The sequence below is a fragment of the Sphingopyxis selenitireducens genome (assembly GCF_051550705.1).
Taxonomy (GTDB): Bacteria; Pseudomonadota; Alphaproteobacteria; order Sphingomonadales; family Sphingomonadaceae; genus Sphingopyxis.
Genome location: NZ_JBPULG010000003.1, coordinates 380,673 through 401,902, shown reverse-complemented (window position 1 = coordinate 401,902; position 21,230 = coordinate 380,673). Strand labels below are relative to the sequence as shown.

Annotated in this window: 19 protein-coding genes and 2 riboswitches; of the genes, 17 read left to right on the top strand and 2 right to left on the bottom strand. The window is 65.5% G+C overall.

Annotated features, from left to right (window positions below; all coding sequences use genetic code 11):
- Window positions 1-28 precede the first annotated feature (28 nt).
- Both ACSYDV_RS11895 and ACSYDV_RS11890 read right to left on the bottom strand, forming a co-directional pair.
- Window positions 29-487 carry an Lrp/AsnC family transcriptional regulator gene (locus ACSYDV_RS11895; protein WP_438324028.1) on the bottom strand — a complete coding sequence of 153 codons (459 nt, stop codon included), beginning with the start codon at window positions 485-487 and terminating at the stop codon, window positions 29-31.
- Window positions 475-2,415, bottom strand: coding sequence for an isoaspartyl peptidase/L-asparaginase (locus ACSYDV_RS11890; protein WP_438324027.1), 1,941 nt, complete (start codon window positions 2,413-2,415; stop codon window positions 475-477). Before ACSYDV_RS11890 ends, ACSYDV_RS11895 begins: the two co-directional genes overlap by 13 nt.
- 195 nt (window positions 2,416-2,610) lie before the next feature.
- Between ACSYDV_RS11890 and ACSYDV_RS11885 the strand changes: the two genes are divergently transcribed.
- The 17 genes from ACSYDV_RS11885 to cobU all read left to right on the top strand — a co-directional run bounded on the left by ACSYDV_RS11885 (window position 2,611) and on the right by cobU (window position 21,228).
- Window positions 2,611-5,361: a TonB-dependent receptor plug domain-containing protein gene (locus ACSYDV_RS11885; RefSeq protein ID WP_438324026.1), complete on the top strand. Its 2,751-nt coding sequence runs from the start codon at window positions 2,611-2,613 to the stop codon at window positions 5,359-5,361.
- Between the two features lie 88 nt (window positions 5,362-5,449).
- A riboswitch (cobalamin riboswitch) is annotated at window positions 5,450-5,677 on the top strand.
- 181 nt (window positions 5,678-5,858) lie between these two features.
- Entirely contained in the window at window positions 5,859-7,793 is a 1,935-nt protein-coding gene (locus ACSYDV_RS11880; RefSeq protein WP_438324025.1) for a TonB-dependent receptor plug domain-containing protein, read from the top strand.
- A 58-nt stretch (window positions 7,794-7,851) separates the two neighbouring features.
- Complete coding sequence (cobO, locus tag ACSYDV_RS11875; protein WP_438324024.1) at window positions 7,852-8,460, top strand: cob(I)yrinic acid a,c-diamide adenosyltransferase; 609 nt, start codon at window positions 7,852-7,854, stop codon at window positions 8,458-8,460.
- A 2-nt stretch (window positions 8,461-8,462) separates the two neighbouring features.
- Window positions 8,463-9,314, top strand: coding sequence for an ABC transporter substrate-binding protein (locus tag ACSYDV_RS11870; protein ID WP_438324288.1), 852 nt, complete (start codon window positions 8,463-8,465; stop codon window positions 9,312-9,314).
- Entirely contained in the window at window positions 9,311-10,312 is a 1,002-nt protein-coding gene (locus ACSYDV_RS11865; RefSeq protein ID WP_438324023.1) for a FecCD family ABC transporter permease, read from the top strand. Before ACSYDV_RS11870 ends, ACSYDV_RS11865 begins: the two co-directional genes overlap by 4 nt.
- The gene (locus ACSYDV_RS11860; RefSeq protein WP_438324022.1) at window positions 10,306-11,082 is read left to right on the top strand and encodes an ABC transporter ATP-binding protein; all 777 of its coding nucleotides are present in this window, start codon (window positions 10,306-10,308) and stop codon (window positions 11,080-11,082) included. The genes ACSYDV_RS11865 and ACSYDV_RS11860 overlap by 7 nt, the downstream gene beginning before the upstream one ends.
- Window positions 11,079-11,771 carry a phytanoyl-CoA dioxygenase family protein gene (locus ACSYDV_RS11855; protein ID WP_438324021.1) on the top strand — a complete coding sequence of 231 codons (693 nt, stop codon included), beginning with the start codon at window positions 11,079-11,081 and terminating at the stop codon, window positions 11,769-11,771. The genes ACSYDV_RS11860 and ACSYDV_RS11855 overlap by 4 nt, the downstream gene beginning before the upstream one ends.
- Window positions 11,772-11,828: 57 nt before the next feature.
- A riboswitch (cobalamin riboswitch) is annotated at window positions 11,829-12,018 on the top strand.
- Between the two features lie 144 nt (window positions 12,019-12,162).
- Entirely contained in the window at window positions 12,163-14,118 is a 1,956-nt protein-coding gene (locus ACSYDV_RS11850) for a TonB-dependent receptor plug domain-containing protein (protein WP_438324020.1), read from the top strand.
- Complete coding sequence (locus ACSYDV_RS11845) at window positions 14,118-14,666, top strand: hypothetical protein (RefSeq protein WP_438324019.1); 549 nt, start codon at window positions 14,118-14,120, stop codon at window positions 14,664-14,666. The genes ACSYDV_RS11850 and ACSYDV_RS11845 overlap by 1 nt, the downstream gene beginning before the upstream one ends.
- 1 nt (window position 14,667) lies before the next feature.
- Window positions 14,668-15,075: a DUF1636 domain-containing protein gene (locus tag ACSYDV_RS11840; protein ID WP_438324018.1), complete on the top strand. Its 408-nt coding sequence runs from the start codon at window positions 14,668-14,670 to the stop codon at window positions 15,073-15,075.
- Window positions 15,072-16,088 (top strand): nicotinate-nucleotide--dimethylbenzimidazole phosphoribosyltransferase, encoded by a 1,017-nt coding sequence (gene cobT / locus ACSYDV_RS11835; RefSeq protein WP_438324017.1) that lies wholly within the window; start codon window positions 15,072-15,074, stop codon window positions 16,086-16,088. Before ACSYDV_RS11840 ends, cobT begins: the two co-directional genes overlap by 4 nt.
- Entirely contained in the window at window positions 16,085-16,654 is a 570-nt protein-coding gene (locus ACSYDV_RS11830; protein ID WP_438324016.1) for a histidine phosphatase family protein, read from the top strand. The genes cobT and ACSYDV_RS11830 overlap by 4 nt, the downstream gene beginning before the upstream one ends.
- Before the next feature lie 10 nt (window positions 16,655-16,664).
- Window positions 16,665-17,384 (top strand): adenosylcobinamide-GDP ribazoletransferase, encoded by a 720-nt coding sequence (locus ACSYDV_RS11825; RefSeq protein WP_438324015.1) that lies wholly within the window; start codon window positions 16,665-16,667, stop codon window positions 17,382-17,384.
- Window positions 17,381-18,355: a threonine-phosphate decarboxylase gene (locus ACSYDV_RS11820; protein ID WP_438324014.1), complete on the top strand. Its 975-nt coding sequence runs from the start codon at window positions 17,381-17,383 to the stop codon at window positions 18,353-18,355. The genes ACSYDV_RS11825 and ACSYDV_RS11820 overlap by 4 nt, the downstream gene beginning before the upstream one ends.
- Entirely contained in the window at window positions 18,348-19,280 is a 933-nt protein-coding gene (gene cbiB, locus ACSYDV_RS11815; protein ID WP_438324013.1) for an adenosylcobinamide-phosphate synthase CbiB, read from the top strand. Before ACSYDV_RS11820 ends, cbiB begins: the two co-directional genes overlap by 8 nt.
- Complete coding sequence (locus tag ACSYDV_RS11810; protein WP_438324012.1) at window positions 19,268-20,725, top strand: cobyric acid synthase; 1,458 nt, start codon at window positions 19,268-19,270, stop codon at window positions 20,723-20,725. The genes cbiB and ACSYDV_RS11810 overlap by 13 nt, the downstream gene beginning before the upstream one ends.
- On the top strand, window positions 20,722-21,228 hold the full coding sequence (gene cobU, locus ACSYDV_RS11805; protein ID WP_438324011.1) for a bifunctional adenosylcobinamide kinase/adenosylcobinamide-phosphate guanylyltransferase: 507 nt from the start codon (window positions 20,722-20,724) through the stop codon (window positions 21,226-21,228). The genes ACSYDV_RS11810 and cobU overlap by 4 nt, the downstream gene beginning before the upstream one ends.
- Window positions 21,229-21,230: the final 2 nt, after the last annotated feature.

Here is a 21,230-nt window from a genome sequence, read left to right as displayed (position 1 = left end):
CAGGGTCAAGCGCTGAAACGACGCTGCATCATCGTTCGACCTTGGTCGCCAATATGACCGACGTCGTCGTGCGCTCGACCCCGTCGAGCAAGCCAATCTCGTCGATCAGCTCGTTTAGCTGGGCGCCATCCTCGGCCTCCAGCATCGCGATAATATCATTTTCGCCGCTGATCGCATGGATCGCCTGAACCAGCGGAAGCTGTGCCAGCGCCTGTTCGACTTCGCGATGATAGCGCGGCAATGTCTTGATCATCATATGCGCACGGACCCGGCTCGCCGTGAACGCGCTGCCCAGCCGGACGGTATAGCCCGCGACGACATGCGCCTCCTCCAGCCGCGCGAGGCGCGCATAAATCTGCCCGCGCGAAATGCCGAGTTCCTTGGCGAGCTGGGCGATCGTCTGGCGGGCATCATCGCGCAACAGGGTGAGCAGGCGCTCGTCGACTTCGTCGAGCGTGACCCCCGATTGCGGCATCAGTCCGGCCATTTTTCATCGGCGAAGATCGCGGTTTCGGCGGCCCCTCCGGCGGTCATCCGGCCACGATACATGCCCAGATCATTGATCGCAAAGGCCGGGCGGCCATCGGGACCCATGGCGATCAGCCCGCCGTCGCCACCAATCGCGCCAACCGCCATGATCGTCGCCTGCGCCGCATCCTTCAGGCTTTCGCCCTTCCACGCGACGCGATCACAAACCTGCCGCGCCGCGCTTTCGCGGATGAAATATTCACCCGACCCCGTCGCCGATACCGCGCATTGGCCGTTCTTGGCGTATGTGCCCGCACCGATGATCGGTGAATCGCCGATCCGGCCCCAACGCTTGCCGGTCATTCCGCCTGTCGAGGTCGCTGCGGCCAGATTGCCGTCGGCGTCGATCGCGACCGCACCGACGGTGCCGAACAAATGGGTCGGATCGATCGCCGCCGTCTGCTTTTCGCGCCAGCCCAGAAGGCCCTGCCAGCGCTCCTCGGTGCGGAACCAGCTGGGGTCCACCTGTTCAAGGCCGCGTTCGACCGAGAAGCGGTCGGCGCCCGGACCGGCGAGCATGACGTGCGGGCTTTTGTCCATCACCGCACGTGCGAGGTCGATCGGGTGGCGGGTGCGGGTGATGCCCGCGACCGCGCCGGCTTTCAGTGTCTTGCCGTCCATGATCGCGGCGTCGAGTTCATTCTTGCCCTCGGCGGTGAACACCGCGCCGCGCCCGGCGTTGAACAGCGGATTATCCTCCAGCACCCGGACCGCCGCAGCGACGGCATCGAGCGACGCGCCGCCCTTGTCGAGCACCGCCGCGCCCGCGCGCAGCGCTTCGTCGAGCCCGGCGCGATATGCCTTTTCCTTGGCGGGCGACAGCGAACCGCGTTCGATCACCCCCGCCCCGCCATGGATTGCGAGCGACCATCGCGGAACCTCCACCACCTCGCCCGCACGTACCGCATAGTCGCGGACGAACACCGGCGCGTCGATCCGGCCCGATGGCAGATGGATGACCGATCCCGGCCCCACCCCGCTGACACGGATGCGCGGGGCGTCGAGCGGACCGCGACCTGTTACGCCGCGCAGCCCGGCCCCGTCGACGAGCCAGGCATAGCCGTCGGGTTCGGTGGCATAGATGCGACCCGACCCGTCGGGTTCGACCGCCAATGCGGCGCTTTCATCGACGCCGAGTCCGATCATCGCCGGTTCATCGTCGGCGCGGCCGATCTGCGCCTTGGCGACAAAGGCAAAGAGACGGCCGAGCCGGTCGCGTTCCTTGAAATGCGTGTCGGTGACGACGCCCTTGAGCAGCGCGAAACGCAGGAAATCCCCCTCGATCGTGTTTGCGGGGCCCAGCGGATCGGCCAGCGCCTCGGCGCTGGTGATGCTGCCATCGTCCATCGCGCCGTAAAGCTTTTCGCCCTGCACCGCGAGGCCCGCGCTCGTTCCGGCGAGCGGTTTGCCTGCGGCGACATGGGCATTGAGAATGTCGCCCACCGGCGTCCCGCGCCAGTATCGGACGTAACGCGCCTGATCCCCGCCCGCGATGAAAATGCCGTCCGCTTTGCGCAGACGTTCGAGGATTTTCTTGTTCGTCGCCTGCGTGCGGCTGTGAAAGACAAAGATTTCGGTCGACTGGATACCGCCGATATCCTTGTAGAATTCCTGGCCGATCTCTTTGCCATAAGACGCGCTGATCACGACGATATGGCCGTTTCCGGCTTTGCCGAAGAACCACTTCATCGCGTCGATATTGCGATCGCCGCCGCCCATCAACAGCAGGCCCCCCGACACCGGGCCGGGGGTGGGGGTATCAAGCTTTCCGAAGACATAATGCTCATATGCCTTCGGCTTGGCCTCCTTCGCCCCAACCGGTGCGAGCGCGAGGCCAAGCGCAGCAAGCAGCGGCACCACCATCGCCCGCATCATAAATCGCAACATTTCCTTCTCCCGCCCCGATAGACTGCCCGATAGACTGAACGCAGGATGTTACATAATATGCACAGTCAAAGACAATATGATTTCACATAATGTCATATTGATTGAAATTATCGGCGCTTTCTGGTGAAGGCGGGATGAAACGGGATTGTGTGGGCGCGGCTTGAGTCGCGCCGCAAAGAGCAAAAGGGGCATGTCATGAAGGGTCTGGGTCAACATTCGTTGCGCATCGTGCTGGGATTGGGCGTCTGCCTGCCGGCCATGGTCGCGCCGGTCTGGGCGCAGGACGCGGCGAGCGACGCGGCGGCAAGCGATGAAATCATCGTCACAGGGTCGCGCATCCCCACGATTCGCGACCAGGGCCCTTCGCCCGTCACCACGATCGACGCCGACACGATCCGCGCCAATGGCTATACCAGCGTTCCCGAACTGCTGGCGGCGATGACCCAGAACAGCGGCGAAACGCAAAGCCCGCAATCGGGCAGCAGTTCCGACTTCACCCCCGGCGCCCAGCAAGTCGATCTGCGCGGCCTTGGCCCCAATCACACGCTGGTGCTGATCAACGGCCGCCGCATCGCCGATTTCCCGCTGCCCTATATCGGCCGCAGCAACTTCACCGACATTTCCAACATCCCGGTCAGCCTGATCGAGAAGGTTGAAATCCTGAGCGGCGCCGCATCGGCCATCTATGGTTCCGACGCGATCGCAGGCGTCGTCAATTTCAAGATGAAGGAAAAGCTCGACGGCATCACGCTCGACTATCGTCACGGCCGTACCGAGCATGGCGGCGGCATGTCGCACCGCGTCACCGCGACCGGCGGGTGGTCGTCGGGTCGCTTCAACATCATCGGCGGCGTCGAATATCTCGATCAGCGGCCACTGTGGGGCTTTCAGCGCAACATTCAGGACAGCACCGATGACAGCCCGGTAGCATCGAGCAGGGCCGCACGACGGACATTTTATCGCGCCGACTTTTATGATGACTATATCACCCCCGAAGACGGGACGTGCGAAGCGCTGTCGAACCTCAACAACGGGTCGGTCAGGCTGTTCAACCGGCCGGGCTATGGCGATTACTGCGGTAGCAAGGAATCGGTAGCTTACGGGACGATCATTTCGGGCCGCAAGGGCTTCAACAGCTTCGCCACCGCCTCGTTCGAGCTGTCGGACAATGCCAAGCTGTTCGTCGATGGCCAGTTGGGAATCAGCAAGGTTCGTCTGATGTACGACGTCACAAGCTGGGCCTTCGAACAATCGTCGAGCAGCGCCGACAATTATTTCTTCAACCGATTCACCGACCAGATCGAGGATTGGGGACGCCAGTTCACGCCGGAAGAAACCGGCGGGTTCGAGATGCAGCGCAGCAAGCAGACGACATACAGCATCACGCCCGGCATCCGCGGCAATTTCGGCAATGCCTGGAATTACGAAGCGTCGTTCAACTACAGCCGTTACCAGTCGGTCGTGCGCTGGCCGCAGATCATCAACAGCAAGGCGAAGGCCTTTTTCCTCGGCGAACAGGACGGCACCGGCGATCGGGGTTATCCGGCCTTCAACGCCAATCCGGAGAATCTCTATCGGCAGCTGACGCGCGCCGAATATGAAAGCATCTCGGCCGATACCGTTTATCGCCCTTATAGTTGGACCAGCAACGCACAGGCGACGCTGACCAACGGCGAATTGTTCACCCTGCCCGCCGGTCCGGTCGGGATCGCGCTGGTCGCCGAATATGGCAAGCAGGGCTATGATCTCCGCCCCGATCCGCTCGCGCTCACGGACTATTATTACAGCTGGAAAGACAGCGACGGCTCGGGCAAACGCAGCCACGGCGCGATTGGCGGCGAGGTGCGCGTTCCCGTTCTCGATTTCGTGACCGTGACCGGCGCCGGTCGTTACGACCGTTTCGGCTATGCCGGACGCAAAGTCGGGAAATTCACCTATAATGGAGGCCTCGAAGTACGGCCTGCCGACAGCCTCTTGTTCCGCGCTGCCTATGGCACCGCATTCCGCGCACCCGACCTCCACTACCTGTTCACGGGTCCGGGCAATGTCGAAAGCAGCGTCATCGATTATTATGCCTGTCGTCAGGACGACCCCGCCGCAGGCCTCAGCGACTGCGACGCCTATGACGTCGATATCGTCGCGCAGCGCAGCGGCAACCGCGACCTGAAGGCGGAAACCGGCAAGACGTTGACCGCAGGCTTTGTCTTTTCGCCGACCAACCGGATCAGCCTGTCGGTCGATTATTTCCGCGTGTCGCTCGACAATCAGGTCAACGACCTGCGCGCGGGCGACCTCGTCCGCGACGAGGCCGATTGCCGACCCGACCGCGATGGAAATATAACGCTCGACCCGACCTCCCCGACTTGTGTGGCGGCGCTCGCCCGCGTTAAGCGTTTCGCCAGCGGGGCGCTGGTGAATCAGATCGACTCGATCGCGATCAACCCGATCAACGTCGCGCGCGAAAAGACCAGCGGCATCGACGTCGCTTTCCGCGGCACGCTGCCCACCGGCATCGGCGATTTCACCCTGTCACTCGCGCACAGCCACGTACTCAAGCACAGCTATCTGCAATATACGGGCGATCCGGTCGAGAATAAGCTGGCGGCCGACAGCGGCTTCTATCTCCCGCGCGATAAGTCGAACGCCAGCATCAGCTGGGCGGCCGACGGCCTGCAACTGACCGTATCGGGCACCCGCCTTGGCAAGCTGCCCAATTATGACGAGGATGCCTTTATCAAGGCGAGCACCTTGTTCAACGCTTCGCTGCAATATGATTTCACCGATCATATGCGCGGGTCGCTCACGATCCGGAATCTGTTCGATACCAATCCGGTGAAGGATCCGACCTGGTCGGGCTATCCCTACTACAACACCAGCTGGTTCGACAGCATCGGCCGCAGCGTCTTCATGCAGCTGACGTACAAGCTGGGCGGTTCGGCGCTCTGATCGCCCCCGCCTCCCCCCGGCCCTATAACGGCCGGGGGCTTGCGCAAATGCGCCGCTGCGCTATGGGCGGCGGCGTGAGGGTTTCGGCCCCCACATGATCGCGCCGGTGCCCGGAAGGGCTTAATATGGGAACGCGGTGAGAAGGCTATCCAATGGAGAGCCCTCGATTCCGCGGCTGTCCCTGCAACTGTAAGCGGTGAGCGCGATGCACCGTCCCGGCCTTTACGGTCAGGGACAGCCACTGGGGCAACCTGGGAAGGCGTGCATCAAGCCCTGACCCGCGAGCCAGGAGACCTGCCGGCGTGGGTCGCTCAATGCCTGGGCCCAGGGAAAGGCCACGGCACGGAGTATTCCGTCGAGCGACGACCAAGCGGCTGGAGCCGCTTCGGTGCAGGGGACGTGGGCGCATTGCGCCCGCCCGCAGCCCGTGCACTGGTCGATCGCCCCCGGTGCATCGACAGGCTCCCGCCCTCGTTGCCGGCGTGTGGGGGACTCCCATGTTGAAATTGACGACCACCATTTCCTTGCTCGCACTGACTGCGGCGACACCCGCCTTTGCCCAGTCGGCCGACAGCACGAACGCGGCCAGGCCCGGCGACGAGATCATCGTCACCGCCTCGCGATCGGGCGAAGGCGTGCGCGCAAGCGAACTCGGCGCCTCGGCGACGGTGATCGACACCAACGCGCTGTTGCAACGCCAGACGCGTATCATTTCGGACGTCCTGCGCGACGTCCCCGGCGTCGCGATCACCCGCATCGGCGCGATCGGCGGCCAGACGCAGGTTCGCATACGCGGCAGCGAGAGCAACCATGTCCTCGTCCTGACCGACGGCATTGAAGCCGCCGATCCCTATCAGGGCGAATTTGATTTCGCGACGATGGCCGCCGACCCCGCCGCGCGCATCGAAGTGCTGCGCGGTCAGCAATCGTCGCTTTATGGTTCGGACGCGATCGGCGGGGTGATCAATTATATCACCCTGTCGGGCCGCGAGGCCCCCGGATATAGCGCGCGGATCGAAGGCGGATCCTTCGGCACGATCAGCGGCGCCGCACGCGCCGCCGGAGCGAGCGGGAATTTCGATTATGCCGTCACCGGTACCTATTATGGCACCGACGGCTATGCCACCGCACGCGGCGGCAGCCGCGATGTCGGATCCGACAGCATCGGCGCCAGCGCCAAGCTGAACTGGTCGCCGAGCGAGGCCTTCAAGCTCTCTGCCGTCCTGCGCTATAATCATATCAACGCCGACACGAACAACAGCGAATTTAATACCGCCAGCCCGCTGTTCGGCTACACCGTCGACAGCCCCGGGGTCTATTATACCAGCGAGGGTTTCTACGGCCTGCTCTCGGCGCAATTTAGCGCGCTCGACGGGCGCTGGATCAACACGCTGTCGGGACAATTCGCCGACACGACGCGCAAGGGCTACAGCCCTTTCGGCTTCGATTATGGCAATAAGGGACGGCGCTACAAGGGCAGCTTCACCTCGAGCTTCAGCTTCGGCACCGATGCGATCGCGCACCGACTGACCGGTGCGGTCGATGTTGAGCGCGAGACGTTCCGGACGCTGACCCCCGGTGCTTTTCAGGGTGAAAAGCAGGCCGACAATCTGGGCCTCGTCGGCCAATATGAGCTGACCGCGGGCGATCTGTCGTTCGGCGCGTCGATCCGCCACGACGACAATAACCGTTTCGACGATGCGACGACCTGGCGCGTTCAGGGCAGCTATCGCCTGCCGACCGGCACCCGCGTCCGTGCCGCCTATGGCACCGGGGTTAAGAACCCGGGCTTTTTCGAACTCTATGGCTATATGGACGGCAAATATATCGGCAATCCGAACCTGAACCCGGAACAGTCGAAGGGCTGGGAAGCCGGAATCGAGCAAAGCGTTGGCGCCAATGACTGGGCGACGATCGGCGCGACCTATTTCGATGCGAAGCTGACCGACGAGATTTTCACCGACTATCCGGCGCCCAATTATGTCGCGACCCCGGCGAACCGCACCACCGACAGCAAGCAGCACGGGATCGAGGCGTTCGCCAGCGCCCAGCCCATCCCCCAGCTCCGCTTCGACCTCGCCTATACCTGGCTCAAGTCCAAAGAAAATGGCGTCGCTGAAGTGCGTCGTCCCAAGCATATCGCCAGCCTCAACACGACGGTGTCGAGCGCCGACCAGCGCTTCGCGGGCACGCTGACCATCCGTTACAACGGCCGGACGACCGACACCGCCTATACCGATCCGACCTATGCGCCGGTGACGGTAGCGATGAGGGACTATGTCCTCGTCAACCTGGGTGCCGAATATAAGATCTCGGACAATTTCTCGCTCTTTGGCCGGGTCGAGAATCTGCTGGCCGAAGATTATGAGGAAGTCTTCAGCTTCGTCGCAGCCGGCCGCGCCGCTTATGGCGGCGTCCGCCTGAACTTCTGATGCATCGCGGCGTCCCGGCCTTTGCGCCGGGCCGCCCCGCACGGACGGGAGACATCGCATGAAGACGCGTACCGACGCCGAACATAATGCGAAGATGAAAAAAATTCAGGCCGCACAGGCCAAGAAGGTCGCGACCAAGACGATCGAAAAAGGTCTGATCATCGTCCACACGGGCCCCGGCAAGGGCAAGACCTCGGCCGCGCTCGGCATGGCGGTGCGCGGGATCGGTCACGGGATGAAGGTCGGCGTCGTGCAATTTGTGAAAGGCGCGATGGAGACCGGCGAAAAGGCCGTGTTCGACCGCTTCCCCGAGCTGATCGAGTTCAAGCCGATGGGCGAAGGCTTTACCTGGGACACGCAGGACCGCGCGCGCGATATTGCCGTCGCGCGTACCGCATGGGACGAGGTCAAGCGGATGATCGCCGATCCGTCATACCAGATGGTCATCGCCGACGAGCTGAACATCGTGCTGCGTTACGACTATCTGCCGACCGAAGAGGTGCTGGAAGCGCTCGCCGTCAAACCCGAAATGACGCATGTCATCATCACCGGCCGCAATGCACCGCAGTCGCTGATCGACGCCGCTGACCTCGTCACCGAAATGACGCAGGTCAAGCATCCGTTCCGCGAGCAAAATGTCAAAGCGCAGGCGGGGATAGAATTTTGACGATGCGCGCCGGCCTGCTGGCGGCGACGCTGCTGCTGGGCGGCGCGGGGGCATTATGGGCCGCCACCTCGCAACCGTCGGCCAAGGCACCGGCGGTTCCGGAACGCATCGTGTCGATCAACCTGTGCGCTGACCAGCTCGTGCTCGCCCTCGCCGATCGGCGGCAGATCTCCGGGCTGACGCACAATGCCGCCGACCCGCAGATGTCAGGCGAAGCGGCAGCGGCGCGCGGGCTGTTGTTGATGAGCGATTCCGCCGAACAGATATTGGCGATCGAGCCCGACCTCATCGTCGGCATGCCCGCGAGCCGTAGCGCCGCGCTCGCCGCCCTGCCGCGCAAAACTTATCCCTTGCTCGACCTCGAAACCGCCGACCGGCTCGACCAGATTTATGCCTCGATCCGCCGAACGGCGCACGCGGTCGGCCACCCCGCGCGCGGCGAAGCGCTCGTCGCGCGGATGGAGCGCGAACTTGCCGGACTTCCCGTCCCCGGGCGCGGCCGGATCGCAGCCTATTATCAGCGGCGCGGCTATATGACCGGAACGGGCACGCTAATCGACGAACTGATGACGCGGGCCGGCCTCGTCAATCTGGCGGGCAAACTCGGTAAACCGCCGCTGTCGCAGCTCAGCCTCGAGGAAATGGTCGCGGCGCGGCCCGATTTCCTGATTGTTGAAAGCGCGACCGACGACGTCACCGACCAGGGGAGCGAAATGCTGCACCATCCCGCACTCAAGGACATCCCGCGTATCAGCGTGCCGCAGGCGTGGACCGTTTGCGGCAGCCCCGCCTACACGCAGGCCGCGCGGAGCATCGCGGCCCAGATCGCCCGTATCGACAGGACTGCATCATGACGCGCTTTGCCCCACCCCGCTGGACGCTGATCGCGCTGCTCGCGGCGCTGACGCTGATCGCCGCGATCGCATCGCTGCTGTTCGGCGCCGTCGACCTGTCGGTCGCGCGGTTGATCGCCGCCGCGACGGGCAGCGGCGATGAGGTCGCGACGATCATCCTTTTCGACCTGCGCCTGCCGCGTACCCTGCTCGCGCTTGTCGTCGGCGCGATGCTCGGTCTTGCTGGCGCGGGCCTGCAGGGCTACCTCCGCAACCCGCTCGCCGAACCGTCGGTGCTCGGCACGTCGAACGCGGCGGCGCTCGGCGCTGTCGGCGCGATTTATTTCGGGGTCGCCGAATTGCATCCGGCGATGTTGCCGGTGCTTGCGATCGGCGGCGCGCTGTTGTCGCTCGCCTTGCTCTTCGCACTCTCGGGACGGTCCGAAAGCCCGCTAACCCTGATCCTCGCCGGGATCGCGGTCGGCACGCTCGCGGTCGCGGGAACCAGCCTCGCGCTCAACATGTCGCCCAACCCCTTTGCGGCGATGGAGATTATGACCTGGCTGCTCGGCAGCCTCGAAAACCGGTCCTTCCAGCATTTCTGGATCGCGCTGCCCTGCATCGCCTTCGGAAGTGCGCTGTTGCTGTGGAATGCCCGCGCGCTCGATGCGCTGACCTTGGGGGAAGATGCCGCGCAGGCGATGGGGGTCAACCTTCGCGCCACGCGTCTGCGCCTGCTGATCGGCACCGCGATCGGGGTCGGCGGCGCGGTCGCGGTGTCGGGGTCGATCGGCTTCATCGGGCTGATCGTCCCGCACCTCATCCGCCCGCTCACCGACCGCAGTCCCTCTGCGATCCTCCTGCCCTCGGCGATCGGCGGTGCAGCACTGCTCACAATCGCCGATCTGGGCGTGCGGATCATCCCGACGACGAACGAGCTGAAACTCGGCGTCGTCACCGCCTTCCTCGGGGTTCCCGTCTTCCTGATCCATCTGATGCGGGAGAAAAGGCTGTGGTAATGCTGACCCTCGAAAATGTCGGCGTCCAGCTCGGCCGTCGCAGCGTCGTGCAGGGCGTCGATGCCGCCTTCACGCCCGGCACGCTAACCGGCATCGTCGGCCCCAATGGCGCGGGCAAGTCGACACTGGCGCGCGCGATGCTCGCGCTCGTCCCCGCGACCGGTCGCATATCGATCGACGGCGACGCGGTCGCCGCGATGCCGCGCGCCGATCTTGCGCGGCGCATCGCCTATCTGCCGCAGGGGCAGACTTTGCACTGGCCGCTGACCGTAGAGCGCCTCGTCGGGCTCGGCCGCCTGCCGCATCTTGCGCCGATGTCGAAGATTTCGGACGCCGACGCTGCGGCGATCGAGCGCGCAATGATCCGCGCCGATGTCCAAGGGCTGCGCACGCGCATCGCGACCGAATTGTCAGGGGGCGAGCGCGCCCGTGTGCTGTTTGCGCGCGCGCTGGCGGTCGAAGCCCCCGGGCTGATCGCCGACGAACCGCTCGCCAGCCTCGACCCCGGCCACCAGATCGACGTGATGGACTTGATGCGCGCCGAGGCCGATGCGGGGGCGCTGGTGATCGCGGTGCTCCACGACCTGACGATGGCGGCGCGCTATTGCGACCGATTGCTGCTGATCGACGACGGACGGATCGTCGCCGACGGCACCCCGCACGAGGTGCTGACCCCCGAATTGCTCCGCACCGTTTATGGCATCGATGCACGCGTCGAAAGCGGCGGCGACTGGCCCACCGTCACCACTTTCGGGCGCGCACGGCCTTGAGCCCCGAAGCGCTTTACGCCGAACAGGGCTATGCCGCCCTGCCCCTGTTCGATCCCGAACTGATCTTGGCAGCGCAGGCCGATATTGCCGAGCATATCAACCGGCTGTCGTGCGCGATGTATCTGCCCTTCGAGCGCAGCTGCCCCGAGGCGCCGCTTGCGACCCGGCTCGACCGCATTTTCGAAACCGATCGCAGCCAGGCCAATCTGCTGCGCGTCGGCATCTGTACCGACGCGCATCGCGGCCCGCGCTTGCAGGACATCGCCAATGATCCGCGATTGATCGAGGCCGCCACCCGCCTCGGCGGCCGCAGCCTGTCGGGAACGGTGGTCCGCGTTCGCGCGAGCATCGCGAGCTTTCCCGAGCATCGCCACGCCTGGCACTCGGACGTCGCGCGCGACGACGGGACCGCATGCGGCAAAGTGTGGGTCACGGCGTGGATTCCGCTGAGCGACGCGGGACCCGAGCGCGGCGGGCTGGAAATCATCCCCGGGCGCCGCGCCATGCCGATGGCCGAACAAACCGACCATGGCTATGAAATCCCCGAAGAGCGGATCGCCGGTCTGCCGCGCATCCAGCCTGAATGCCCGGCGGGAAGCGCCTTGTTCCTCGATCGCTTTACCCCGCATCGCACCCTTGCGACGACCGACGCGCGCTTTGCCTTGGTCGTCTGGATGAAGGCCGCCTGATCGGACGCCAAAATCTTATTGCAATGCAGCAATTGACCGATGCCGATCATTCGATGTAACGCGCCGCCAGCGACAGGTTCCCCGAAAGGGGATTGAAAGGGAACGGGGACAAAACCCCGGCTGCCCCTGCAACTGTGAGCGGTGAGTCATCGGGCCATATGCCATTGGAACCAACAGGTTCTGAGAAGGCGGTCCGAACCGGCGTCGACCCGCAAGCCAGGAGACCTGCCCGTCGCCGTCGTCTTTCGCGCGGACAGGGTGTGCCGGGCGGACGGGGGTAAACCCGAGCGACGACAAGTCTGGCCGCGTGTTCACGCGGGCCGATGTCGTGCGCCCTTTCGGCACCCGCATCGCCCCCGCGCGTGCACAACGCCCTGTCGATGGGGTTGTTATGTTCAAGTCAATTTGCCTTCTTTCCGTCTCCTTTGCCGCCGTTGCGGCATCGTCCACGTCCTTCGCCCAGCAAGTGCCGACGGCCCATGCCGTCGCGGCTGACGGCGACAGCATCATCGTCACCGCCACCCGTGCGCCGCTGACGCTCGACGAAATTCCCGCGTCGATCACCGCGCTCGACAAGGCCGCGATCGACCGGTCGCAGGATATTGGCGTCACCGAATTGCTGCTGCGCACGCCGGGGATCAGCTTTGCCCGCAATGGCGGTTATGGCACCTCGACTTCGCTGCGAATCCGCGGCGCCGAGTCCGACCACACCGTTGTGGTGATCGACGGAGTGAAGCTCAACGATCCGTCGTCGACCAGCGGCGGTTTCAATTTCACCAACTTGCTCGTCGGCGACATTGACCGGATCGAAGTGCTGCGCGGACCGCAGTCGATCCTGTGGGGCAGCCAGGCGATCGGCGGCGTCGTCAATATCGTGACGGCGACGCCACAAAAGTCGATCGAAGGCAGTTTCGACATTGAAGCCGGATCGCGCGACACGGTCAGCGCGCGCGCCGCGGTCGGCGGCCGCACCGGTCCCTTGAGCTGGCGCCTCGGCGGCCAGACCTTCACCACCGACGGCATTTCGTCGCATGCGGCGTCGTTCGGCGGCAAGGAACGCGACGGCTATCGCAACCGCAACGTATCGGGCCGCGTCGAACTGGAACTCGCACAAAATATCAGCGCCGAGGTGCGCGGCTATTATGCGAGCGGACGGGTCGAATTTGACGGATTCAACGCCGACAGCGCCGATTATGGACTAAACAAGGAATTCGTCGGCTATGCGGGGCTCAATATCGCCCTCGCCGACGGACGTTTCCGCAATCGCTTCGCTTACGCCTATACCGACACCAACCGCGACAATTTCAACCCGACCCGCGCGCGGCCGCAAAGCTTTGACGCCGAAGGGCGCAACAAGCGCTGGGAATATCAGGGCAGCTTCGCGGTTAGCGACAGCATCTCGGCGACCTTCGGGGCCGAGAATGAACGATCGGACTTCAAGAGCCGCTCGCCTGCGGCCTCGCTCGCGACCCCCTTGCCGTCCTTCGCGGTCGGCAAGGCCGAAATCACTAGCGTCTATGGCCAGCTCAGCGTCGAGCCGATCGACGGGATGACGCTTAATGGCGGCGTGCGCTATGATGACCATGACCGTTTTGGCGGCCAGACTTTGTTCGCGGCGGGCGGGGTTTGGAAGCTGGCGACGGGAACGGTACTGCGCGCGAGCTATGGCGAGGGGTTCAAGGCTCCTTCGCTGTTTCAGCAGTTTAGCGAATATGGGAATGTCGCACTTGACCCCGAAGAGGCGCACGGCTGGGAAGCGGGCATCGAGCAGCATCTTTTCGATCGCAAACTGGTCGTCGGAGCAACCTGGTTCGATCGTAAGACGACGAACCAGATCATCTATAACAATTGCGCATCGGGCACGACCAATCCGATGTGCTTCGTCCCCGGCGACCCGACGACCCGTCGCGGCGGATATTATTCGAACGTCGCGCGCAGCGCTGCGCACGGGATCGAGGCCGCCGCCGCGCTCACCCTCGGCGGTTTCAAGCTCGACGGCAATTATAGCTGGGTCGTGTCCGAGGATCGCTCGCCCGGCGCCAACTTCGGCAAATGGCTGCCGCGCCGGCCGCGCGACACCGCCAATGCTTCGGCCAGCTATGATTTCGACTTCGGCCTCGGCCTCGGCGCAGCGGTGCGCTGGTCAGGGAAGAGCTTCGACAATGCGACCAATGCGATCCGGCTCGACGATTATACGCTGGTCGACCTCCGCGCCGAATATGCGCTGTCCGACAGCGTCAAATTCTTCGCCCGCGCCGAAAATATCTTCGACGAGGAATATATGACGACATATCGCTATGGCTCGCTCGGCCGCAGCATCTATGCCGGCATTCGGGGCCGCTTCTGATGGCCGCGCTGTCGAACCGGGGTGCGTCAGCGCTGTGGGTATCGCTGCTGACCGCGGCGAGCACCGTGACGACGCTGGCGCTCGCCTGCGCGACCCCCTTCCCCGCGCTTGCGGCGCTCGCGGCGGTGCATATGCGCCGCCGCGACGGCATCGCGCTGATTCTGCTCGCATGGGCGGCAAGTCAGGCGGTGGGGTTTCTCCTGCTCGGCTACCCGCGCGACGGCAGCACGCTTGGCTGGGGCGCGGGGCTTGGCACCGCAGCGGTCGGATCGGCGCTCGCGGGCTATGCAGTGCTTCGCGCGCTCGACTATAAGTCGGTGGCGGCGCGAATGGCGACCGCATATGCGGCGGGCTTCACCGCGTTCAAGGGGATCATCCTGCTGTGGGCGCTCGTCCTTGGCGGGCTCCATACCGCGATGGCACCCGATCTGCTGGTCGAGCAATTCCTGCGCAACGGTGCGATCCTGATCGGGCTTTACGCCCTCTATCGCGCGCTGGTCGCGGTCGGCGTTCCCACGCCGCCGCGCCCGGCGACGGCCGCCGCATGACATGCTGACCCCGGTCGATCCCGGTCCGGCGGTGGTGGCGTGCAACACCTGCCGCTATAGCAAAGAGGCACGCGATGATGCGAACGGCGTTCGCGGCGGCGCGCGCCTCGCCGCCGCCCTGCGGCGCGTCAAGGCGAGCGACCCGCGCTACGCCGGGGTCGCGGTGCAGGAAATGGCCTGCCTGTTCGCATGTCAGGATTTTTGCACCATCCATCTGCGCGCGCCCGACAAGGTCGGCTATGTTTTGGGGCGTTTCGACGGCAATGACGACGACGCGCGCGCCATTCTCGACTATGCGGTCCATTATGCGGCGAGCGAGCATGGCCGCGTGCCCTTTTCGCAATGGCCCGAAGCTGTCAAAGGCCATTTCATCACCCGCACACCACCTCCGGGATTTGTCGCCGAATGACGATTTTTGCTTCCGCCGCCGCATTTGAAGCCGCCCTCGCCGATTTGCGCGCGCGCGATCGTCAGGCCGAGGACGCCGCGCGTGAGCGGCAAGCGATGTTGACCAAGCCCGCCGGATCGCTGGGACGGCTGGAGGATATCGCGATCTTCTTTGCAGGCTGGCAGGGCAAGGCGCGGCCGCGCATCGCAAGCGCGCGCGCCGCCATTTTTGCGGGCAATCATGGCGTGACCATCCACGGCGTCAGCGCCTTTCCCGCCAGCGTTACCGCGCAGATGGTCGGCAATTTCGAAGCCGGCGGCGCGGCGATCAACGCGCTGGCGGGCGCCGCCGGCATGGAGCTGAAGATCGTCGCGCTCGACCTCGATCGCCCGACCGCCGATTTTACGGTCGCACCGGCGATGAGCGAAAGCGAATGCCTTGATGCGCTCAACGCCGGAGCCGACGCGGTCGTCGATAATCTTGACCTGCTGGCCGTGGGCGAAATGGGGATCGGCAATTCGACCGCCGCCGCCGCGCTCTGCGCGCGCAGCTTCGGCGGCGGCGCGGCGCCATGGGTTGGACCCGGCACCGGAGTCGACCGCGACGGGATTGCGCGCAAGACCGAGGTCGTCGCGCGCGCGATCGCCTTCCACGCCGATGCACCATATTCTGCATTCGAAACGCTCCGACGCGTCGGGGGGCGTGAGATTGCCGCGATCGCGGGTGCGGTGGTCCGCGCCCGGCAGCTGGGCGTGCCAGTGGTCCTCGACGGCTTCATCAGCTGCTCTGCCGTCGCGCCGCTCGCCGCCGACAATGTCGCGATCACCGATCATTGCATCGCGGGTCATTGCTCGGCCGAACCCGGCCACGCCGGACTGCTGGAAAAGCTGGGCCTGTCGCCGCTTCTCGCGCTGGGCATGCGGCTCGGCGAAGGCAGCGGCGCGGCGGTGGCGACCGGCGTCATCCGGGCCGCACTCGCCGCGCACGACCAGATGGCGACCTTTGCCGAAGCCCAGGTTTCGGCGTCGCTGTGAGCGGCTTTGCGCTCCACCTGCTGCGCCACGGGGCGCTCGAACAGCCAGGGTTGATGATGGGCCGCACCGATGGCGCACCGACCCCCGCCGGGATCGCGGCCTGCGTCGCGCAGACGAGCGACCTTCGCATCGAACGGCTCATCACCTCCGACCTCCAGCGCGCGCAGAGGGCAGGCGCGGCGATCGGCGATGCGCTTGGCCGGCCGCTGACCATCGATCCGCGCTGGCGCGAGCTTGATTTCGGCGAATGGGACGGCAAGGCCAGCGCCGAGATCGATCCTGATACGCTCGGCGCCTTTTGGGACGATCCCGACGCCAACCCCCCGCCCGGCGGCGAACGCTGGTCGGCGCTCGTCGGCCGCGTGTCGGCGGCGATCACCGAGCTGGCGCCGCAAACCACGCTGGTCGTCACCCACGGTGGCGCCATGCGCGCGGCGCTGCACGCGTTCTGCGGCTTCGACCAACGCCAGATATGGGCGTTCGACCTGCCCTATGCCGCGCGGCTGACGCTTCAGGTCTGGCCCAGTGAAAAGCCCAGCGCGCAAATTATCGGCCTCGCCGGATGAAAGGGCTGCAATGAAAGGCCTGGTCGTCGCGATCCAGTTCCTGACCCGGCTGCCGACGCCGCGCCTGGCCGTTTCGGGTGCCGAATTCGCGGCGTCGATGCGCTGGTTCCCCGCCGTCGGCCTGATCGTCGGCGCCATCGTCGCGGCGGGCGGCTGGGCGGGGGCGCATCTCGACGCGTGGACCGGCGCTCTCATGGCACTGCTGCTGTGGGTGGCGGTCACCGGCGCGCTGCACCTCGACGGATTGGGCGACATCGCCGATGCGAGCGGCGCGGCGCACAAGGATCGCGAACGCATGCTGGCGGCGATGTCCGACCCGCATGTCGGCAGCTTTGCGGTCGTCACGATCGCGCTGCAATTGATCGCCAAGCTGATACTCCTCCATGCACTCATTGCGGCGCAGGCCTTTGCCGCGATCGCGCTGATTCCCTTTGCCGCGCGGATCGGGCCGCTGCTCTGGTCGCGCTGGCTTCCCGACCTGCATTCGGGGCTGGGGTCGCGTTTTCGCGGGATCGTGCGTCCGATCGACTTTGGGATCTGGACCGCCGCGCTGATCGCCGCGGCCTTTGCATCGCCTTCGCTGCTCGCGGCCCCGCTCATTCTGGCCGGCTGGGGTGGGTGGCTGAAGCGCAAGATCGGCGGCATTTCGGGCGACGGCCATGGCGCGGGGATTGAAGTCAGCGAAAGCATGCTGCTGGCAGCCGCACTGATCGCGATCCATCTGGCATGACCGGATCATGGACCTGGCACGGCGGCGGGCTCGACGCCGCAAAGCGCCATTTCGGCGGCACCGACTGGATCGACCTGTCGACAGGGATCAACCCCGATCCCTGGCCTGTGACCGACGATACCGCGATCGACTGGCAGCGCCTGCCCGACACGGACGCGCTTCGCCATTTGGAAGAAATTGCAGCCCTGTTCTTTGGCGTCGCTCCGGAATATGTCTGCGCGGTTCCGGGCACCGAGATCGGCCTGCGCCTGACGGGTTCGCTGGTCGGCGGCGAGGCACGCTATATCGCCCCCAGCTATCGCACCCATGGCGAGATGATCGCCGATGCGGCCGCGATCGACCCGGTGGCCACCGAACATCATGACGGCACGCTGATCCTTGCCAATCCCAACAACCCCGACGGCCGCCTGATCGAGCCCGAGCTGCTGCACGACCTGCTCGACCGGCGCTCGTCCGAAAGCTGGCTGCTTGTCGACGAAGCCTTTGCCGACCCCGATCCGACGATCAGCCTCGCGGGACTGGTCAGCGACGCGCGCAATCTGGTCATTTTTCGCTCGTTCGGGAAATTCTTCGGCCTCGCCGGGGTTCGGCTCGGCTTCGTCCTTGGCCCGCCCTCGATCCTCGATCCGCTGCGCCACCTGCTCGGCGCCTGGCCGCTGTCGGCCGCCGCGGTGGCGATCGGGACCGCGGCTTATCAGGATGCGGCGTGGATCGCCGGGGCTCGCCGCCGCCTGCCCGAGCAAGCCGCTGCGCTCGACGCGATCCTGACGGGCGCGGGCCATCGCTCCATCGGCGAATGCCCTCTGTTTCGCCTGATCGAGGTCGACGACGCCGGGTCGCTGTTCGATCATCTGGCGAAGGCCGCGATCCTCACCCGCCCCTTTGCCGACCAGCCGCAATGGCTGCGTATCGGCCTGCCCTCGGACGAGGATGCAGCGGCGCGTCTCGCGACAGCACTCGCCCATGGCTGAACCCATCGCGCTGGCCGCGCTGGCCATCGACGCGGCGTTCGGCTGGCCGCAGTCGATCTATCGCCGAATCGGCCATCCGGTCGGGCTGTTCGCCCGCATCATCGATGGATGCGAAGCGCGATGGAACCGGCCCCAAGCCAGCTTTGCGGCCCGCCGCGCGCGGGGTATTTTGACGATAGCCCTGCTCATCCTGCTGGTCGCGGGCGGTGGCTGGGCGATCCAGTCGTGGCTCGTCACCCTTCCCTATGGCTGGCTGTTCGTCGCGATGCTCGCCTGGCCAGCCCTCGCCCAGCGCAGCCTCTATGACCATGTACGCGTCGTCGGTCAGGCACTCGATAGCGGCGACCTTGCCGCTGCGCGCACCGCCGTCGGCGCGATCGTCGGGCGCGATACCGCCGCATTGGACGAAGCCGGGGTCGCGCGTGCCGCGATCGAAAGCCTTGCCGAAAGCTTTTGCGACGGGATTGCCGCACCCTTGTTCTGGCTGCTCCTGCTCGGGCTTCCCGGCGTGTGGGCGTATAAGGCGATCAACACCGCCGACAGCCTGATCGGACACCGCGAGGAACGCTGGCGCGCCTTCGGCTGGGCAGCGGCACGGATCGACGATGCTGCGAACCTGCTTCCCGCGCGGCTGTCGGGCCTGCTGATCTGCCTCGCGGGGCGCGGCGGATGGCGGACGCTGTGGCGTGACGCGCGCAAACATGCATCGCCCAACGCCGGCTGGCCCGAAGCCGCGATGGCCGGCGCTTTGGGCGTTCGCCTCGCAGGCCCGATCGCCTATGACGGCGCGATGCACGACAAGCCATGGATCGGCGATGGCCGCGCGCAGGCCGATGCCGACGATATCGACCGCGCGCTGCGCATCTATCTGGGCGCCTGCCTGTTGCTGTGGCTGATCGCAGGAGGCGTGATATGGCTGCGCTGATGCTGCAGGGCACCGGGTCCGACGTCGGTAAGTCGGTGCTCGTCGCCGGGCTGTGCCGCGCGCTCGCCAATCGCGACCTGACCGTGCGCCCTTTCAAGCCGCAGAATATGTCGAACAACGCCGCAGTCACCAGCGACGGGGGCGAAATCGGGCGCGCGCAGGCGTTGCAAGCGATCGCGTGCCGCGTCGAGGCGCATAGCGACATGAACCCCGTGCTGCTGAAACCGCAGGCCGACCGCACATCGCAGCTGATCGTCCATGGCAAGGTGCGCGGCACGCTGGGTTCGGGCAATTTCCGCGAAGCGCGCGGTACGCTGATCGCCGAGGTGATGCAAAGCTATGACCGCCTGCGCGCAGCATGCGACATTGTCGTCGTCGAGGGCGCGGGGTCGCCCGCCGAAATCAACCTGCGCGCGGGCGATATCGCCAATATGGGCTTTGCGCGAGCCGCGAATGTCCCCGTCATCCTGATCGGCGATATCGACCGCGGCGGGGTGATCGCTTCGGTCGTCGGCACCCGCGCGGTGATCGACGCCGATGATGCGGCGATGATCCGCGGATTCCTGATCAACAAATTCCGCGGCGATCCGGCCCTGTTCGAGGATGGCTATCGCGAGATCGAACGGCGCGCTGGGTGGGAGGGTTTCGGCGTCATCCCGTGGCTGACCGCCGCGAAGCATCTGCCGAGCGAGGATGCGGTGATCCTCGAGCACCATGCCAAGGCCGAAGACGGGCGGGTAACCATTGCCTGCCCGATCCTGCCGCGCATTTCGAACTTTGACGACCTCGATCCGCTGAAGCTGGAGCCTGCGGTCCGGCTGGTGATGGTGCCGCCGGGTCAGCCGCTTCCGGCCGATGCCGCGCTGATTATCCTGCCCGGATCAAAGGCGACGATCGCCGATCTGGCGGCCCTGCGCCGCGAAGGATGGGACATCGATATCCGTGCGCATCATCGGCGCGGCGGGTTGGTCCTCGGGCTGTGCGGCGGATATCAGATGCTGGGGCGCAGCGTCGCCGACCCGGATGGAATCGAAGGAGCGACAACGATGGCCGACGGGCTCGGGCTGCTCGACGTGGCTACAAGCCTGTCGCCGGCGAAGACGCTGCGCCATGTACGGGGCACGGCGCTTGACGCGGCGGTGGAGGGGTATGAGATGCATATGGGCGAAACTTCGGGGCCCGACACCACGCGACCGTTCGCGGCGATTGGCGGGCGCGGCGAAGGCGCGATCAGCGGCGACGGGCGGGTGATGGGCAGCTATTTGCACGGGCTGTTCGCGAGCGCCGATATGCGGCGTGCGCTGCTCGAACGTTTCGGGCAGACGGCCAGCGGGGCGGATTATGGCGCGGCGGTCGATGCCGCGCTCGACGACATTGCGGACGAGCTGGAACGGCATGCGAATATCGACCGGATGCTCGATATTGCGCAGGGGGCGGGCCAGTGACGACGCATCTGATCCTTGGCGGCGCTCGTTCGGGCAAGAGCCGTCATGCGCAGTCGCTCGCCGAAGCCTTTGACGGCGATCTGATCTTTATCGCCACGGGCGAGGCGTATGACGAAGAGATGGCCGAGCGGATCGACCGCCACCGCGCCGATCGCGGGCCGCGCTGGGATACGATCGAGGCGCCGCTCGCGCTGGGCGATGCGATCCGCGCGCATGCGGCGCCGGACAGGCTGCTGCTGATCGACTGCCTGACTTTGTGGGTATCGAATTTGATGCACGCCGGGCGAGATATAGGGGGCGCGACCGACGATCTGATTGCCGCGATGCGCGATGCGCAGGGGCCGGTGATCCTCGTCAGCAACGAGGTCGGGCTGGGCATCGTCCCCGACAATGCCCTCGCCCGCCGCTTTCGCGACGAGGCGGGGCGCGTCAATCAGGCGGTGGCGGCCGCGGCGAGTGAAGTCAGCTTCGTCGCTGCGGGCCTGCCGCTACGTCTGAAATAACC

What these genes read in the sequence shown, in the direction of transcription:
- ACSYDV_RS11845 (WP_438324019.1), top strand. Translation starts at nt 14,118, where the DNA reads ATGGCCGCGCTGTCGAACCGGGGTGCGTCAGCGCTGTGGGTATCGCTG.
- cobO (WP_438324024.1), top strand. Translation starts at nt 7,852, where the DNA reads ATGAAGACGCGTACCGACGCCGAACATAATGCGAAGATGAAAAAAATT.
- ACSYDV_RS11840 (WP_438324018.1), top strand. Translation starts at nt 14,668, where the DNA reads ATGCTGACCCCGGTCGATCCCGGTCCGGCGGTGGTGGCGTGCAACACC.
- cobT (WP_438324017.1), top strand. Translation starts at nt 15,072, where the DNA reads ATGACGATTTTTGCTTCCGCCGCCGCATTTGAAGCCGCCCTCGCCGAT.
- ACSYDV_RS11820 (WP_438324014.1), top strand. Translation starts at nt 17,381, where the DNA reads ATGACCGGATCATGGACCTGGCACGGCGGCGGGCTCGACGCCGCAAAG.
- ACSYDV_RS11825 (WP_438324015.1), top strand. Translation starts at nt 16,665, where the DNA reads ATGAAAGGCCTGGTCGTCGCGATCCAGTTCCTGACCCGGCTGCCGACG.
- ACSYDV_RS11865 (WP_438324023.1), top strand. Translation starts at nt 9,311, where the DNA reads ATGACGCGCTTTGCCCCACCCCGCTGGACGCTGATCGCGCTGCTCGCG.
- ACSYDV_RS11890 (WP_438324027.1), bottom strand. Translation starts at nt 2,415, where the DNA reads ATGTTGCGATTTATGATGCGGGCGATGGTGGTGCCGCTGCTTGCTGCG.
- ACSYDV_RS11850 (WP_438324020.1), top strand. Translation starts at nt 12,163, where the DNA reads ATGTTCAAGTCAATTTGCCTTCTTTCCGTCTCCTTTGCCGCCGTTGCG.
- ACSYDV_RS11880 (WP_438324025.1), top strand. Translation starts at nt 5,859, where the DNA reads ATGTTGAAATTGACGACCACCATTTCCTTGCTCGCACTGACTGCGGCG.
- ACSYDV_RS11870 (WP_438324288.1), top strand. Translation starts at nt 8,463, where the DNA reads ATGCGCGCCGGCCTGCTGGCGGCGACGCTGCTGCTGGGCGGCGCGGGG.
- ACSYDV_RS11885 (WP_438324026.1), top strand. Translation starts at nt 2,611, where the DNA reads ATGAAGGGTCTGGGTCAACATTCGTTGCGCATCGTGCTGGGATTGGGC.
- ACSYDV_RS11895 (WP_438324028.1), bottom strand. Translation starts at nt 487, where the DNA reads ATGGCCGGACTGATGCCGCAATCGGGGGTCACGCTCGACGAAGTCGAC.
- ACSYDV_RS11810 (WP_438324012.1), top strand. Translation starts at nt 19,268, where the DNA reads ATGGCTGCGCTGATGCTGCAGGGCACCGGGTCCGACGTCGGTAAGTCG.
- cbiB (WP_438324013.1), top strand. Translation starts at nt 18,348, where the DNA reads ATGGCTGAACCCATCGCGCTGGCCGCGCTGGCCATCGACGCGGCGTTC.